A 16,740-nucleotide genomic window follows, 5' to 3' on the forward strand; every position below is an offset into this window, starting at 1 on the left:
AAGTTTTCATAGCTTACTAAATTGCAAGGTGCAGTTCAAAAATGATACCGCCCATCGAAACTACTATACCAAATAGAAGTAGTTATGTACACATATTATTGAAAATGAATATCAGCTGAGAAAATACCGCGAATGGAACCATCATCTAACTTCAAATTTAACATGCCGTCTTCCGTGATCCCCATTGCAACGCCTTCAATCGTTTCATTGAACATCACTGCGCGAATTCGCTTTCCGGCAGTATTTGAATACCCTTCCCATAGCAACTTAATCGGACTAAATCCATGTGTTACATATAAATTAGTGTATTGTTCTAGGAGATCAAGCGTCTTCGCTATGAGTTTGGCACGATTATTTGTTTTTCCGCTAACCATCTTCAAAGAGGTTGCGATTGACTTTAAGTCATCCGGGAAATCCTCTTCAGTTTGGTTTACGTTGATTCCAATTCCTAAAATGATTGCTTTTACCCGGTCAGGGTCTGCTTGTAATTCCGTTAAAATTCCAGTCACTTTTTTGCCATCGATTAAAATATCATTCGGCCATTTAATAGAAGGCTGGGCACCTGCAACTTCCTCAATCGCACGGGTTACTGCAACCGCCGCCACTAACGTCATTTGCGGCGCTTGTTGCGGAGTCAGAGCTGGGCGAGTAATCACGCTCATCCAAATCCCTTTGCCATCCGCTGAATCCCAAGGTCTCGACATTCTTCCTTTTCCGGATGTCTGTTCTTCGGAGATTACAACTGTTCCGTTCGGTGCCCCGTTTTGAGCTTCCTCATGCGCTATGAGTTGGGTTGAGAGACATGTTTCTTTATAGACAATACGCTGACCAAGAGTAGTGCTTTTCAAATATTTTTTCACGTTCGCTTCATTCACCCGGTCCGGAACTGCGATTAAATAATAACCTTTTTTTCGAACCGTTCCGATCTCATAACCATCGCTCTCAAGATCTTTGACGTATTTCCATATTGCAGTTCTGGACAGCCCGAACTCATCCGCAATTTCTTGTCCAGATACAGGTTGACCGTTCGCTTCAAAAAGTCTTTTCAAAAATTCATTTTTCGCATTTGAAGTCATTCATAAACCAGTCCTTTATATCAGTCAGTGTGTTTTTACATTGTCCATGTAAAACGGCCTGTTCTATTTTTTTGATCCATTCGCCTGTCCATGGTCCACCGGGTAGGTCCGTCCACTCCATTAAGTCCTTGCCGCTAACTTCAAGATCTTGTTTAGTTTGGATTGGCAAAGCTTTCTTTCTTTCCTCTATTTCCAAATCGGTAAGTGTCCCAGCATCAACATTTACGGCATGAAAAAATTTCTCTGCACATTTCAACACTTGTAAATCATATGAATAATAATCTTCAATTGTATAGTCGCTTTCTAATCGTTTTGTATACAATTTATGCACTGCTGTTATGAAGTTTTTCTCTTCATTCGATAATTTAAAATGATTAGCTAATTTGGATGGGTTAATCTCGGCAATCGTCACAAAGAAAGCCCAGCCTTCAGTTGCAATAACAAATGGCAGCGCACGTTTTAATTCTTTCACTTTATCCGTATAAAGAGAAAGCTCCTTACCTAACCGGGAAGAAAATAAAGTATTCATTGCTTTCATCGGATTAACACCCGTAAAAAGTTTGTCTAGTTCAATTTTTATTCGTTCGATTGAAACATGTTTGATTTGATGTGCGTTCTGATGGATAGCAAGTAATGTTCCCGCCTCAATATCAAAGTCGAGTACAGACGAGAACCTGACTGCCCGTAGCATCCGTAGAGCATCTTCATGGAAACGCTCAGTGGGATTCCCGACAGCGCGAATCAATCGTTCCTTCAAATCAGTTTCACCATTAAATAAGTCAATGATTTTTCCGTTCTTTGTCATTGCAAGCGCGTTAATGGTAAAGTCTCTGCGAAGTAAATCATCGCGCAATGTTTTAACGAAATGGACGTTGTCTGGTCGACGATGATCCGTATACGTACCTTCTGTTCTATAGGTAGTGACCTCGATTGCCTCATTCTCAATGATGATAAGCACCGTGCCATGAGCAATTCCAACGTCAATCGTATTGTCGAATATCGCTTTCACTTCATCGGGTTCCGCGGAAGTCGCGATGTCTATATCCTTCGCAGTTTTCCTTAGGAGATGATCACGAACCGCGCCTCCAACAAAAACCGCTTCATGCCCCGCTTCTTCGAGTCGACGAATGACTTCATAACTCGCTTTACTATCAAAGGTATTGGTCGTCATCACTTTACCGCCACTTCATAATAAAGTTCTTCATATTGATCGACAATTTTCGCTGAATGAAATTTTTCTTTTACTGTTATAAAACCATTATGCTTAAATTTCGCGTAGAGTTCTTCATCTTCGAGAAGCAACAAGCCTTTTTCAACAGCTGCATCGATATTCCCGAAAGGAACAATAAAGCCGTTAACCCCGTCTTCAATCACTTCCGGTATCCCTCCAACATTTGTGGCAACTGATGGTACACCGCAAGCAAGCGCTTCAAGTAGGACAAGCCCGAATGCTTCTTTAGTAGATAAATGGAACATAACATCGCTAATCGCAAGCAGTTCTGACATATCATTTCGTTTACCCGTGAAAATAACTTTGTTTTGAAGATTTAATTCATTGACAAGTTTTATGACATTTTCTTTTTCGGGTCCTTCTCCGACGAGTAGTAATTTTGCATGTATCGTTTTGGCGATTTCATGAAAACTTTTTACAATATCGGGGATGTTTTTCACGTCGCGAAAATTTGAAATATGAATAATCACCTTTTCATCCTCACTAATCCCCAGTTCTGACTTCAACGTCTCGACTATTTTCGGCACATAAGTTTCTTCGTCGATAAAATTGTAAATTACACGAATTTCTTTATTCGGATCGATAAGATCAATTGTATCCTGTTTTAGGGATTCAGAAACGGCCGTTACGATTGTCGACTTATTAATACCATATCGAACAGTATTTCGGAGGGCAGGATCGTAGCCTAGAATCGTGACATCCGTACCGTGTAGCGTTGTAATAACGCCAATGTCTGAACCAGCCATATCTTTTCCGAGAGCGGCCGACACCGCGTGCGGCATTGCATAATGGACATGAAGCAAGTCCAAACCTTCTGATTCGATTACTTGGGCGATGCGATTAGCAAGCGCTATATCATAGGGTGGATATTTGAAAACTGCATACCCTTCTATTGTGACTTCGTGAAAATGCATATTTGGATGTGCATCAAGAAATCGAAACGGCATACTGGAGGTGATAAAATGCATCTCATGACCTTTATTTGCCATCATAATTCCAAGTTCTGTTGCAACGACACCTGACCCGCCTATAGAAGGGTAGCAAATGACGCCAACTTTTAATTTCTTCATGTCAACCACCCTTTCAGGAAACTTCCTATTCGATAATGTGTTCAAGTCCATAAACAAGATCTTTTCTATCTAGAACATTGCGTATCGCCATTATGATACCGGGCATAAAACAACTTCGGTCAAATGAATCATGCCGGATTGTTAGAAGTTCGCCTGTACTGCCTAGCAATACTTCTTGATGGGCAAGTAAACCAGGAAGCCGAACACTATGCAATCTGATACCGTCGATAGATGCACCGCGTGCACCAGGCAGATGTTCCTTTTCCTCAGGATGACCTTGCACATGTGATTGTCTATATTCCTTGATCATTTCCGCTGTTTTAGTTGCCGTTCCTGATGGCGCGTCTATTTTTTGATCGTGATGCGATTCAATGATTTCAATGTCGCCGAGATACCGGGATGCCATTGCGGAAAATTTCATCATTAATACTGCTCCTATTGAAAAGTTAGGTGCAATGATTCCGCCGACTTTATTCTCATTTGCAAATGTTGTTATTTCTTCAATTTGTTCTAGTGATAAACCTGATGTTCCGACAACAGGTCTAATTCCATATGTAATAGCTTTATGCATATTTTCGTACACCGTATCAGGTGTTGTTAATTCCAATAGGATTTCGGGTTCGGTTTCTTTTGCTAAACGGTCAAAGGATGTATAAACGGGAATTCCGCTTGTATCATCCGTTAAACTTTCCCCATGTAAAAAAAGTCCTTCACCTTTATAATCTAATGCAGCAACGACTTCCATATCTTCAACATTCATTAATGCTTTTACCGCCGCAGTTCCCATTCTACCCCGTGCTCCAGCAATCGCGATTCGAATCGTCATTTTTTATTGCTCCTCCTTTTTAGTCCAACGATTTGCATCACGAACTTTAAATTTTTCTATTACAGAAGTAAGTGCTTTTTCTAAACTGATTCCTTGCGAATTCGCAAAACAGACTAAAACAAAAAACAAATCCCCTGTTTCTTCTTCTAAAGAGCGGACTGCTTCCCCGGACTTTTTCTTTTTCATGCCATATACATGTTGCACTTCCCTTGATAGTTCTCCTAACTCTTCCGTGAGTCGAGCCAAGAGTTCCATGGGTGGAAAATAGCCTTCTTCAAAACCGTTTATGTATGTATCAATTTCTTCTTGCAGTTCCGGTAACGTCTTTTGTGTCATTCGTTAACTCTCTCCTATCGTATTAATTTCCTTCCTGGTTGTCAAAGATATAAATATAGATGATAATAGGAATATTGCTCCAGTGCAATTACAATGAAGGCAATCATATCGTGGCGTAATTGATTCGAAAGGCGGCATTTATATGTTTAACGGAGTTAAGATTAAAAATATTATATTCATTCTAATAGGCGCAGCAATTTTTAGTTTTGGCCTCGTTCACTTTAATATTCAAAATGAATTAGCAGAAGGCGGATTTACTGGTATCACCCTAATCCTTCTATTTGCATTCAATTGGGATCCAGCGCTAATGAACTTACTATTAAATATCCCCATGTTCATCATCGGCTGGAAGTTATTGGGAAGACTTGTTTTTATCTATACCGTCATTGGTACTGTTGCTGTCTCGATATTCATAAAAGTATTTATGATTTACCAAATTGATTTTCACATGCACGATGATATGGTTCTTGTTGCATTATTTGCCGGGCTTTTTATTGGCGTTGGCCTTGGAATAATTTTCAGATACGGTGGAACAACCGGCGGTGTTGATATTATCGCACGTTTAGGGCATAAATACCTTGGATGGGGCATGGGAAAAACTATGTTCCTCTTCGATGCTTTCGTTATTTTACTTTCTTGGCTTGTCTATCTTAACTCGCGTTCAATGATGTACACGCTTGTTGCAGTCTTTGTTGGCGCGCGTGTCATTGATTTTGTCCAAGAAGGCGCCTATGCCGCAAGAGGCGCTTTAATCATTTCAGGTTATCACAATGAAATTGCAACTAAAATCACCGCTCAAATGGACCGTGGCGTGACAGTGTTATCAGGCTATGGACATTTCACTAAATCTGATCGACAAGTGCTCTATTGCGTTGTTGGCAAAAACGAAATTGTTCGGTTGAAAAACATCATAGCATCTATTGATGAATACGCATTTGTATCACTAATAGATGTTCATGAAGTGTTAGGTGAAGGATTTACACTCGATGAGCAAAAAAGACCGATTAATCCATAATCTTTCGTCTACAAAAAAGGTCTATCCCGTTTCAATTGGGACAGACCTTTTTTCGTGCGATTAGTCTCGGCTTGTGAAAATCAAGAGAAGACGTACTAACTCAAGTACTGCAACTGCTGCTGCCGCGACATATGTCATTGCCGCTGCACTTAGCACTTTTTTCGCGTGCGCCTCTTCTTCGTTTCGAATGATACCAAGCGTGACGATTTGATTCATCGCTCGACTAGAAGCATTGAATTCTACGGGCAATGTAACGATTTGAAAAACAACGCCTACTGCAAGAAGTGCAATCCCGATTCCAAGTAAAGAGTTCATACTTGAAAAAATAAGACCAATCATGATGAAAACCCATGAAGCATTCGATGTAAGGCTGGCTACCGGAACTAAACGGTGGCGTAGACGCAAAAAGGAATATGCTTCTTTGTCTTGAATCGCATGACCAACTTCATGTGCTGCAACCGCCGTGCCCGCTACTGAAGCCTCGTGGTAGTTATGAGTAGAAAGGGCGACGACTTTAGTGACTGGATTATAATGATCACTCAAAAATCCTTTTGACTCAACGACTTTTACATTTTGCAATCCGTTTTGATCTAATATTAACCGAGCAGCTTGTGCGCCGGTCATGCCAGATGTCGAACGAATTTTCGAATATTTATTGTACGTGCTTTTTACTTTGAATTGTGCGTACAACGGCAATATGATAATTATCGCCAAGTAAATTAGATAAGAACCCATTTCTGCATTTCCTCCTCTTTTATCTCTATCCTTATTTTATATCGCAATAGAACACATCGCAACTATTTGCTATGACGATATGGTCGTTCGAACTCGTTTATGCCATACGAAATAAGCGATAGCGATACAAGCAATTGAAAGCCAGAATGTAAAATAACCGATTTGATTGCTGTACTGTTCTAAATTACTGTAAATCGGCATTTGGCCGAAAACATAATCGATGACATCATTATGCAATGTCCAAATCGCGGCGAGCGCAATATGACCAAACCTGAATTTATAAAACGGAATATATAAGATCGCTTGGACTGCCATCGCAAAATGAGAAGTGATTAGCATCCAACCAACCCAACCAATGGACCCCGTTTCAATAAGGGTCAACAAATTCATGACGACTGCCCAAAGGCCATATTTGACAAGCGTGATGAGAGCTAAAGCTTCAATTAATTTAAAGTTTCGATTAATCAACCAACCAATAATCGCTAGCGTGAAAAACAAGCTGGCAGTCGGACTGTCAGGAACAAAAATCCAGTATTTCGGTTCGGTAATTACCAATTGCCACTTATACCAATCATACCCGTAAACTGTGCCCGTCAAATTCACAAAAAGTAACAACCAGAGAAAGGATTTATGCGATAGTACGAGCCAAATTCTTGATAACAAAGTCATCATATACACATCTCTCCAAATATTTAACTTTGAGTACAAAAAAAGAGTCAGTTACCTGACTCTTTTTTTATTAATCACTTTTTAATTCTGAAATAAATTCTGATAAGATTTTTAATTCTTCATCTGTACCGGACCAATAGCCAGGAGCCATTTTTCCGTTTTCAGTACCGTTTACTGCTATATCTGCAATTTCTTCTGCAGTTAAGCCAGTATCAACAAGGGTCACACCCATTCCACCTTCGAATGAATCTCCGTGGCAACCGATACATGATGATTCCGCATAAATATGATAACCTTCTGATTCCATATCGAACTCTATTTCTTCAACAATTGCACCCTGTCTTTCAGCTAGTTCCCAGTCGTGGTTAGCGACAGATTCCCAAGTCAAATAGATAAGAGCAGCAACTGAAAGAAGCATGAATGCTGTTGGAAGCGGACGCTTAAATGGACGACGCTCTTTTGTAGTGTCCATGAAAGGAACTAACATAAGTGCACCAATAGCTAATCCAGGCATAATAATCGCACCTACGATGTTCCATGGTCCTGATGCAAATTCATATTTCAATAGTTGGTACATTGATAAAAAGTACCAGTCCGGAACCGGAATATACATTGTATCTGTCGGATCCGCTTGACGCTCAAGCGGAGCTGGATTTGCAAGTGTCAATACTAAATATCCGATTAAGAAAACCGCACCGATCAACCATTCTTTCAATAAGAAGTTCGGCCAAAAAGCTTCTGTTTTCCCTGGATGTTCTGAGTAATCTTTTGGGACGTTCGGCATTTTGTGACTAGCCTTAATGCGAGAATCCCCAACGAATTTCATCCCTTTTCCGCGTTGCATATATGTCCCCTCCTTTTTTAAATCGTTACACGCTATATGTATACTTCTTCAAAATTATAGCGGTCCTGAAATACCTTGTCTTCTTATAAATACAAAGTGTGCCGCAAGCAACCCAAGCAAAGCGGCTGGCAGGAAGAATACATGGATTGCGAAAAAGCGCGTTAATGTCTGTGCACCGAGAATTTCAGAATCTCCTGCAAGAAGAATCTTAATTTGTTCCCCAATGAATGGGACGGATCCCGCAATTTCGATTCCTACTTTCGTAGCGAACAATGCTTTCATATCCCATGGCAATAAGTACCCTGTGAAACCGAGTCCAAGCATCGTAACAAATATTAAGACACCTACGATCCAATTCAGTTCACGAGGTTTCTTGTACGAACCTGTAAAGAATACACGCAGCGTATGTAGGAACATCATGACAATGACAAGTGAAGCTCCCCAGTGATGCATCCCGCGCACAATTTCACCGAATGCTACTTCGTTTTGAAGGTAGTAAACGGATTTCCATGCATTTTCAATATCGGGAGTATAATACATTGTCAGGAACATTCCCGACAAAATTTGAATGACAGTAATAAAAAATGTCAATCCTCCAAAACAATAAATGAATGCAGAAAAATGATGTGCAGGGTTTACGTGCTCAGGTACTTCGTGGTCCGCGATATCGCGCCAAATTGGTGTGATATCTAACCGTTCATCAACCCAATCATAAATTTTGTTTAGCACTTCGGTCGTACCCCCTAACAATTTTAAACTAATGTGTTCGGTTTCGTTCCTCCAAGATAGAGTAAACCATCTTTCACCATAACTTCATATTCGTCTAGTGGCCCGATAGGCGGAGTTCCTTTAACGTTGGCACCATTTTTCGTGTACCGGCCTGCGTGGCACGGACAAAAGAATTCATTTGGATGGCCTTCAGATCCCCAGTTAACAGTACAACCAAGATGCTTACAAACAGGAGAAAGCGCGATGATTGCATCACCATCTTTATAAACCCATGCTGTATATGATACATCCGATTCATACCAAGCATCTTTACGATCTTTAATCGTGTAATCGACACGCACAGGCGTATCTGTAAGCTCGTCCACTTTTTGCGGTGTTGGTGTGAAATCTCCTATGCCGGATTTTTGCAATACTGGATCGACTGCGAAACGAAGCATCGGCATTAATGTTCCGGAAATCATGAAACCACCGACCCCCATAAGCGAATAACTAAGGAATTGGCGTCTTGACACTCGATTCTTACTCATCATTTCCCTCCTCTAACTTAAAGGTCAGTCCAACGGACAAACTTTTGCTAAATGTAATACTAGGACACTTCTATGATATCTTAATCATCCAGGAAATTCAATCTAACATGACATAGTAAAACGAAATTTGTGAACAAATTACGAATTTTATCCCATATCAACAAAGAATTATGTAAATTCGCGAATTAGAAATGAACTGGAATCGAAATCCCAACTTCATTCAGTCCATTTTTTTGTCAAAAGTGGCAGGACTTGTCTAAGTTGATCTTCGATTATTTTTTGCCGTAACTGTTTGTCCATACTCTCCAATGGAATAGAAGGTAACCAAATCACATTCTCCAGTTTACTTGATGTCCAATTCGAATCAGTCGTTAAATAAAATACATGTTTAAAACTCAGTAGACTAATATCCTTTTGTAAAGTTTCAGTTAAAATCTCCAAATCCATTGATTGTGTATGAGAAAACGGCGGAAGTAACATGATCCGACCTTTAAATTGGTTTTCTATAAAAGTAGAAAGATACATAAGAAATTCGGTTGAAGACGAACTGCTCTTCATGTTTTCTGGATTCGTTTCGAGTTTTAGAAGCGGAACGAGAAGTGTATCAATATATTCTTTTTGCTGAATGTAAGTATCCATATCGTTTGGATTCCAATTCATTATTATATCCCCCTGACAAAGTGAAAAATGACTCCATCAAAATCGATGGAGTCACAAATTCCCCTTCACTTTTGATTCATTTAATAAAGTTGAAAGGGCGAGAAAACGCTCTTTATCGTTTGTATCAAGCGCCTCATTTATACCTTTCATCAATGTTTCCTTAGTCATTGCAGCGATACTTTCCTCAACTAGCCGTTCAGCAGTTTTCCGATCTACTTCACTCACTTGCAAATACGATGGAAGAAAAGGATTTTCTTCCCGAACACTTGCGTAGTGCGGACATGAGTGATTATTAGGGAAGTTTAACTGAATATACATCTTTTCATCCTCATGAAGTCGTAAATCATGAAATGATTTTTCAGCATCGGCTGTCATTAAATTACCTTTATAAAATCTGAATGGAATACTTTCTGATTTCGTTGTCGAAATAATCATAGCACGCGGGCAATAATGAGCTTCATCTGTAAAGTGAACGTTTTGTAGAATTTGCTCATGACTTAGAAGATAATTCAAAATCCATACACATTCACGACGCTTTAATTTGTACCGCTTTAAAAACCACCGGACAAACTCCTTTTTCGTAGCGACAGGAACCATGGCCGTCATATCACACCTCCTCGTCAGTTTGCGCTTCGAGAAATGCTCTCCAATTTTGATCGTCTGGAAATAGAGTTACCAGCTGCTCTACTACTTCTACTGCTTTACCGCGTTTTCCTTCTTCAATAAGAAAACTTGCGTATTTTGAAAGAAATTCGTAATCGTCCTTCATCTCACTATATGCCTTGACAAATGAATCGTATGCCTTTTTAAATTGATCCGTTCTCTCATAAGCATATGCTAAAAATGCATTTAATAACGGTATATCTATATTTTCTTCTCTGGCAAATGCAAGCAATTCGATTAAATCTTCATCTCGCTCGTTTTCATTATAGAGTGATGCCAAAGTGATTAATGCCTCAACATATTCAGGATCAAGTGCAAGCGCATCTTTCAAATGTTGTTCAGCCTCATCCGGCCTTCCTAATTTTAATGCGCACTTTCCCGCAGAAAGCTGAAGTTCTTTATCAAATTCATCCCTATTAATACCTTTTTGGAACATTTTATAAGCTTTTTCTTCATTGCCGGCTAGTTGCATCGCCTTGCCTGCTAGCATATAAGCCGAATAATAATCCGGATCGATATCAATCAGTTCATTCAGTAACGGGACTGCTTTAGTAGCTTCCCCGAGTTGGTAGTATGCAAAGGCAGCGCCAAAAAGCGTATCTGGTAGCCTTTTCTCTTCCAACAGCTCTTCATAATATGGAATTGATTGTTCATATGCGGCGCCAGCACTATAGGTTTCTGCCAATCGGGAAGAGATGCTGACATCACCGATTTTTTCTACCTCTTCTTTCAACTCGGAATAGAAGCGGGCGGCTTCGCTAAATTTGCCTGAGTCTAATAATAGTTCTGCATAGGCAAAACGAATGATTGGCTCATTCGGAAGAAGTGTATAGGCTTCTTTAACCTTGCTAAGCGCGGTTTCTGCCAGCCCTGTCATCTGGTAATAATCGGCAAGTGCCAAAAGAGCCTGAACGTATTCTTCATCCTGAGGTTTTATTTCCGAGAGTAGCAATAATGCTTCATCTTCTTTATCGAGTTCAATTAAGATATTTGCGCGATCAATTTTCAATTGTGCCTCATCGGGTAAATGATTAAGCAATGTCTCGTATAGATAATCAGCTTCACCTAAAAAACCATAAGATGCAAAAAGGGCGGCAGCCTCATAAAGCATATCAAGGTCTGTAGATTTTGCTAATTTATCTATAAAGGTATCAAGCGCTTCGACATCACCTTCTTGGATGAATCGTTCAATTTTTTGTAACTGTTCCATATTTTCACCTGTTCTTTCACAATGTATACATTCAATTCGCAGTCTTGCGTGCAGGAAGCAATTTTTACGTATGGCCTTCAAAGACTGATCCAATGTGTAGTTTGGAGGATACACGTGTTTTTTGAACGCATAGTGCGTGCATTCAAAAAACTCGGGTTATCTCTTCCAAGTCCTCAAAGAATGTTGGGTATGAAATATCAATACACGCAGAATCTTTAATGGTAATCGGTTCTGTAGTTATTAGCGAGGCTATTGCAGCCATCATTCCTAATCGGTGGTCGCCGTATGAATCCATGGTGCCTCCTCTTAGTGCAGTTGGTCCGTGAATAATCATACCATCAACCGTTGCTTCTATATTCGCGCCAAGCTTTGATAACTCATTTGTTACTGCAGCAATTCGATCGGTTTCTTTCACGCGAAGTTCCGAAGCATCTTTAATAATCGTAGTGCCCGCTGCTTGCGTAGCAAGTAAGGCGATTATTGGCAGTTCATCAATTAGACGCGGAATTAGCGCTCCGCTTATTTCTGTAGGGATTAGTTTATTATATGCAATTGTTACGGTTCCGGAACGCTCGCCATTAACGTCAGACTCATTCATCACATTCACGTCTACACCCATGTTCTGCAAGACATCGAGAATACCAGAACGCGTAGGATTAAGTCCAAGATTTGTAAATGTTATCGAACTGCCTTCAACCAACGCAGCAGCAACCATGAAAAATGCAGCAGACGATATATCTCCCGGAACATGTACATCTTTTCCAGTGAGGGAATTTCCACCAGTGATGCTTATTTCCCCATTACTTGAATGAACCTTAGCTCCGAAATGGGACAGCATTTGTTCTGTATGGTCGCGAGATACCGTATTCTCACGGACAATCGTCGTTCCTTCCGCATGTAAACCTGCAAATAGAATTGCAGACTTAACTTGAGCACTTGCAACTGGATTTGTGTAATCGATAGCTGTCATAGATCCTGCTTCAATTTTTAATGGCAGCAAATCTTTATCGTTTTCACTAGAAATAGATGCCCCCATTGCCCGCAATGGTTTTGTCACACGATCCATAGGTCTAGCAGACAATGATTCATCACCTGTTAAAACAGCTGAAGAAACTTTGGCACCTGCGAGAATGCCGAGCATCAAACGAGCTGTTGTACCTGAATTACCTGCGTATAACTCTTCTGTCGGCGTTTTCCAATTATTAATTCCGGGGCTTTCAATTGAAACATCTGTACCTACTCTTTCAATTGAAACGCCTAGTAGTTTAAAGATGTCGATCGTGCGCAAACAATCTTCACCATCCAGGAATCCAGAAATCTTCGTTTTTCCTTCCGCAATCGAACCCAGCATAATCGCTCGATGCGAAATAGATTTATCGCCCGGTACCTCAAGCTTACCTGATACTATAGATTTATTATAATGAATCGTTTTCAAGTTCCCCATCATAGATCCCTCCAGTTAAACAATGTGTGAACTATAAACAGTTTTTTCTGTAAGTGCAACTTGAGCCTTCAAACGGTCTTTTGCAGTTTGAAAGCTAATCACTAAAATTCCAAAAACATCTGACCTTGTCTCGACAATCCGTATATTTGTTAAACTAATACGTTCATCTGCGAGAATTTTTGTGATTTCTGAAATTACGCCTGGATGGTCCGGTATATCAATATGTAAATCGTACGTCATGTAAAGTGCGCCTTGTGTGGTGATCGGTAAATCATCGCGAAATTTTTTAGCTTCATCAAAATATGATTGGATCTTTTCCGAATCATTCTGAAGGAGCATGTCGCGGACATTTGACATTTCAAACATCCAACCGTCAAGTTGGTTTAATAATTCATCTCGATTTTGAGTCGTAATGTCGCGCCACATGATTGGATCAGCAGAAGCGATACGAGTAATGTCCCTAAATCCGCCTGCAGCTAACTCACGAACGAATGGATGCTCTTTTTGTTGAGCGCATAATCTCCCCACCAAGGAAGATGCTACAAGATGCGGAAAATGGCTCACAATCGCTGTCATGCGGTCATGTTCACCCGCCTCCAGGATTGATACTTTCCCTTTAGTGGGGCTTAATAATTCACGAAGCCGTTTTACCTTTTTCGTTTCAACTTCGTCAGTCGGCGTTAATACGTAATAGGCGTTTTCAAAAAGATGTTCACGAGCCGCCGAAACACCGCTTTTATGAGAACCCGCCATCGGGTGTCCCCCGATAAATGTGATTCCATGTTCTAGCAACGGTTCAGCGGCTTTCATGATTGGAACTTTTGTACTTCCAGTATCCGTTATGATAACGTCTTTTTTCAATTTCCAATTTGGAACATCTTTTAATAATCGAACCGTTGTATTCACAGGCGTTGCAAAAATAATAAAATCGGCATCTTTACTCACGCTATCAATAGAAACTGAAATTGTATCAATAATTCCACGGCGATAAGCCTCTTGCATCGTACTATAAGAATTATCAAAACCTGTTATATGAATATCTCGGTTTCTTTTAAGGGCAAGTCCAAGTGAACCGCCAATTAAACCGAGTCCAATTATGGAGACATTCACCTTCATTTCTCTAGCCCCGCACCTTCGATTAATGCTGAAAATGCTTCTAAAAATCCATCATTTTGAGATTCTGTTCCAATTGTCACTCGAATATAACCTGGCACGCCAAGCGCATCCCCGCTTCTTACGATAAAACCTTGCCCCAGGAGTTTTTCAGTAGCGTCAGTTGCACTCATCGGAACCTCGATGAGTAAAAAGTTTGCTTCCGAATCAAATATATGAAGATTGTTCACTTCTGCAAACTCTTTGAATCGTTCCATCTGTTCACGATTTAACTTTCTGCACATCGTAATAAAAGAATCGTCTTCTAATGCTATTTCTGCAAGTTGCAAACTAGTCGATGTAATATTAAATGGACTGCGAACGATATCTAAATTTGTTATAATTGTCGGATGACCAATACCGTATCCAACTCTAAAAGCGGCAAGGCCATATGCTTTAGAAAAAGTTCTCAACACAATTACATTTTGAAATTGATCGATCAAGTCTACAGTATTCACATAGTTAGGATCGACGATGTATTCAAAATACGCTTCATCGATGACAACTAAAATATTTTCCGGAACTTTTTCTAGAAAACCAATCAAATCTTCCTGATTAATCAGAGTTCCTGTCGGATTATTTGGACTGCACAACCAAATGACGGATGTGTCGGCATCGATTGCTTGGTAAAATCCATTTAAATCATGATGACCATTGACTAGGGGAATTTCCTTTACTTCAGCCCCTTCGATTTCAGCATGGTGAGCGTATTGCGGAAATGTTGGCGTTGCTGTAATGGTATTGGTTCCCGGTCCCAATAGCGCCCTCGCAATAATAACGATAAGTTCATCTGAACCACTTCCGAAGATAAGACGGTTTTCTGCTACACCAAGTTTTTCAGCCATTTTAGTGCGTAAAATTCCAGCATATCCATCCGGATAAACTTCAAAATTAATAGACATGTTTTCAAAATAATCCTGAACGGCCGGTACTGTGCCATATGGATTTTCATTCGATGCTAATTTCACAACATCCGTTAGACCGTACATTTTCTTTACATCTTCAATTGATTTACCTGGTGTATAAGGTTTCATATCTTTTAATGCTTTTCTCCACTGCATGTTTATCCCTCCGGTAAAGTCCTATTAGTCTATTTTAGTAAATCTGGACGTAGCTTCGTTGCTTCATTTTGATAAATATGTTGAACTTCTTTTTGAACGATTGAAGAATTTACATGCATGAGGATACGTATGCATAATGGCATTGAACCAGGAACATCCATTTCATGCGTGCACATGACTGGCACATACGTCCAGCCTTCTATACTCCTGACTGCTTTTGCAGGAAATGCCGATTTTATATCTGTAGTTGTGGATATTAAGACAGAAATAATGTCTTCTGGAGCTATCTGGTTTTCTTTGGCCATTTCTCTAACTAACGCTTCGGTTGCAACTAGAACAGCGTCTCCGTCATCTTGAACAACAGTCGTTGCACCGCGAATTCCTCTAACCGTCATACCATTCCCTCCGTTCTACTCTGTAATTGTTCAAAAGCTTTTTCCAATTGTTTTTTTGGAATTTCTTTCACGAAAGGAATTCCAACTTCTTTAAGTAAAACAAAGTTTAATTTGCCGAAAGAAGCTTTTTTATCTAAAGTCATGTAGGAATAAAACGTCTCAAATGAATGCTCGTGAATTGGAGTAAACGTATAACCGTTTGATGAGGCGAACTGTATAAATTCATTCGTTAAACTTTCATTCAATTCTCCATTCGTTTCACTTAACAGTAAACCGTAAGCCATCCCGATCATGACACATTCGCCGTGACTTAACCCTCCGAATCCGCAAACCGCTTCCACAGCATGTCCGAAAGTATGTCCAAAATTGAGAAACTTTCGGACGGACTTTTCATATTCATCCGCCTCAACGATTTTGGCTTTGACATGAATTCCACGAAGGAGTTCGGGAGCGAGCCATTCCAATGAAGGATTCGTAAAGGAGGGATTTGACAATAATTCTTTTGTCCAAGCTATGTCCGAAATAAATGCATGCTTTAAGAGTTCTGCCATTCCAGATCTAATTTCCCTTGGCGGAAGTGTTATAAATAGATTCTCATTAAACAATACGCCGGATGGTTGATGAAATGATCCAACCATATTTTTTCCTTCAGGCATATTAATCGCTGTTTTCCCGCCAACTGCACTATCATGGGCCAAAATGGATGTTGGACAATGGATATATCGAATACCTCTCATAAACGTAGCGGCTACAAACCCAGTAAGATCACCGCACGCACCGCCGCCAAAAGCAATTAACAGAGAATTTCGGGTAAATCCATTTTCCAATAAAAAAGATAAGCAATCCGTATAAACATCCGTTGTTTTACAGCTTTCGCCCGCGGGAACTGTTTTCACGAGAATCTCACAACTAATCGTTTCTAGTGAATCTTGAAGTACATGTAAATGAAGTGAAGCAACATGCTCGTCCGCAATAATTGCTATTTTATCCACACTCTCTAATAACTCAGTATAATCCGTTGTGAAGAGTCCGTACGAATCTGCACCTATATGAACGTCGTATGAGGAATCTGCAATGTTTACCGATAGTTTGCCCAT

The 16,740-nt window shown here is 40.0% G+C and carries 19 protein-coding genes; 1 reads left to right on the plus strand and 18 read right to left on the minus strand.

Annotation, left to right across the window (positions count from 1 at the left end; genetic code table 11):
* Positions 1 to 95: 95 nt before the first annotated feature.
* Genes G8782_RS02795 through G8782_RS02815 form a run of 5 tightly spaced genes read right to left on the minus strand, consistent with a single transcriptional unit; the run spans position 96 to position 4,539 of the window.
* The gene (locus tag G8782_RS02795) at positions 96 to 1,076 is read right to left on the minus strand and encodes a biotin--[acetyl-CoA-carboxylase] ligase (protein ID WP_172369380.1); all 981 of its coding nucleotides are present in this window, start codon (positions 1,074 to 1,076) and stop codon (positions 96 to 98) included.
* Complete coding sequence (locus G8782_RS02800; RefSeq protein WP_172369381.1) at positions 1,054 to 2,247, minus strand: CCA tRNA nucleotidyltransferase; 1,194 nt, start codon at positions 2,245 to 2,247, stop codon at positions 1,054 to 1,056. Before G8782_RS02800 ends, G8782_RS02795 begins: the two co-directional genes overlap by 23 nt.
* Complete coding sequence (gene bshA / locus G8782_RS02805) at positions 2,247 to 3,377, minus strand: N-acetyl-alpha-D-glucosaminyl L-malate synthase BshA (RefSeq protein WP_172369382.1); 1,131 nt, start codon at positions 3,375 to 3,377, stop codon at positions 2,247 to 2,249. Before bshA ends, G8782_RS02800 begins: the two co-directional genes overlap by 1 nt.
* 25 nt (positions 3,378 to 3,402) lie before the next feature.
* Positions 3,403 to 4,203: a 4-hydroxy-tetrahydrodipicolinate reductase gene (dapB, locus tag G8782_RS02810; RefSeq protein ID WP_172369383.1), complete on the minus strand. Its 801-nt coding sequence runs from the start codon at positions 4,201 to 4,203 to the stop codon at positions 3,403 to 3,405.
* A 3-nt stretch (positions 4,204 to 4,206) separates the two neighbouring features.
* A complete protein-coding gene (locus tag G8782_RS02815; protein ID WP_172369384.1) occupies positions 4,207 to 4,539 on the minus strand; it encodes a nucleotide pyrophosphohydrolase in 333 nt (110 codons plus the stop codon).
* Positions 4,540 to 4,681: 142 nt separating this feature from the next.
* On the opposite strand from G8782_RS02815, the gene G8782_RS02820 reads away from it, so the two are divergent.
* Positions 4,682 to 5,554 (plus strand): YitT family protein, encoded by an 873-nt coding sequence (locus G8782_RS02820; protein WP_172369385.1) that lies wholly within the window; start codon positions 4,682 to 4,684, stop codon positions 5,552 to 5,554.
* Positions 5,555 to 5,614: 60 nt separating this feature from the next.
* Here G8782_RS02820 and G8782_RS02825 read toward each other — a convergent pair whose 3' ends face one another.
* The 13 genes from G8782_RS02825 to aroB form a co-directional block, all read right to left on the minus strand.
* Positions 5,615 to 6,289, minus strand: coding sequence for a zinc metallopeptidase (locus G8782_RS02825; protein WP_172369386.1), 675 nt, complete (start codon positions 6,287 to 6,289; stop codon positions 5,615 to 5,617).
* Positions 6,290 to 6,358: 69 nt separating this feature from the next.
* Positions 6,359 to 6,961 (minus strand): lipoprotein heptaprenylglyceryl N-acetyltransferase LhaT, encoded by a 603-nt coding sequence (lhaT, locus tag G8782_RS02830; protein WP_172369387.1) that lies wholly within the window; start codon positions 6,959 to 6,961, stop codon positions 6,359 to 6,361.
* 67 nt (positions 6,962 to 7,028) lie between these two features.
* Positions 7,029 to 7,802: a menaquinol-cytochrome c reductase cytochrome b/c subunit gene (locus G8782_RS02835; protein ID WP_172369388.1), complete on the minus strand. Its 774-nt coding sequence runs from the start codon at positions 7,800 to 7,802 to the stop codon at positions 7,029 to 7,031.
* Positions 7,803 to 7,856: 54 nt separating this feature from the next.
* Positions 7,857 to 8,531 (minus strand): menaquinol-cytochrome c reductase cytochrome b subunit, encoded by a 675-nt coding sequence (gene qcrB, locus G8782_RS02840; RefSeq protein ID WP_172369389.1) that lies wholly within the window; start codon positions 8,529 to 8,531, stop codon positions 7,857 to 7,859.
* A 23-nt stretch (positions 8,532 to 8,554) separates the two neighbouring features.
* On the minus strand, positions 8,555 to 9,058 hold the full coding sequence (locus G8782_RS02845; RefSeq protein WP_172369390.1) for a QcrA and Rieske domain-containing protein: 504 nt from the start codon (positions 9,056 to 9,058) through the stop codon (positions 8,555 to 8,557).
* 216 nt (positions 9,059 to 9,274) lie between these two features.
* The gene (locus G8782_RS02850; RefSeq protein WP_172369391.1) at positions 9,275 to 9,718 is read right to left on the minus strand and encodes a DUF2487 family protein; all 444 of its coding nucleotides are present in this window, start codon (positions 9,716 to 9,718) and stop codon (positions 9,275 to 9,277) included.
* A gap of 51 nt (positions 9,719 to 9,769) precedes the next feature.
* A complete protein-coding gene (locus G8782_RS02855; protein WP_172369392.1) occupies positions 9,770 to 10,324 on the minus strand; it encodes a ReoY family proteolytic degradation factor in 555 nt (184 codons plus the stop codon).
* 1 nt (position 10,325) lies between these two features.
* A complete protein-coding gene (locus G8782_RS02860) occupies positions 10,326 to 11,591 on the minus strand; it encodes a tetratricopeptide repeat protein (protein ID WP_172369393.1) in 1,266 nt (421 codons plus the stop codon).
* A 142-nt stretch (positions 11,592 to 11,733) separates the two neighbouring features.
* Positions 11,734 to 13,035, minus strand: coding sequence for a 3-phosphoshikimate 1-carboxyvinyltransferase (gene aroA, locus G8782_RS02865; RefSeq protein WP_425505467.1), 1,302 nt, complete (start codon positions 13,033 to 13,035; stop codon positions 11,734 to 11,736).
* A 15-nt stretch (positions 13,036 to 13,050) separates the two neighbouring features.
* The gene (locus tag G8782_RS02870) at positions 13,051 to 14,151 is read right to left on the minus strand and encodes a prephenate dehydrogenase (RefSeq protein ID WP_172369395.1); all 1,101 of its coding nucleotides are present in this window, start codon (positions 14,149 to 14,151) and stop codon (positions 13,051 to 13,053) included.
* Positions 14,148 to 15,248 carry a histidinol-phosphate transaminase gene (hisC, locus tag G8782_RS02875; protein ID WP_172369396.1) on the minus strand — a complete coding sequence of 367 codons (1,101 nt, stop codon included), beginning with the start codon at positions 15,246 to 15,248 and terminating at the stop codon, positions 14,148 to 14,150. The genes G8782_RS02870 and hisC overlap by 4 nt, the downstream gene beginning before the upstream one ends.
* A gap of 29 nt (positions 15,249 to 15,277) precedes the next feature.
* Positions 15,278 to 15,643, minus strand: coding sequence for a chorismate mutase (aroH, locus tag G8782_RS02880; protein WP_172369397.1), 366 nt, complete (start codon positions 15,641 to 15,643; stop codon positions 15,278 to 15,280).
* On the minus strand, positions 15,640 to 16,740 hold the full coding sequence (gene aroB, locus G8782_RS02885) for a 3-dehydroquinate synthase (protein WP_172369398.1): 1,101 nt from the start codon (positions 16,738 to 16,740) through the stop codon (positions 15,640 to 15,642). The genes aroH and aroB overlap by 4 nt, the downstream gene beginning before the upstream one ends.

Origin of the sequence: Sporosarcina jiandibaonis, from assembly GCF_013184495.1 — a bacterium.
GTDB lineage: Bacteria > Bacillota > Bacilli > Bacillales_A > Planococcaceae > Sporosarcina > Sporosarcina jiandibaonis.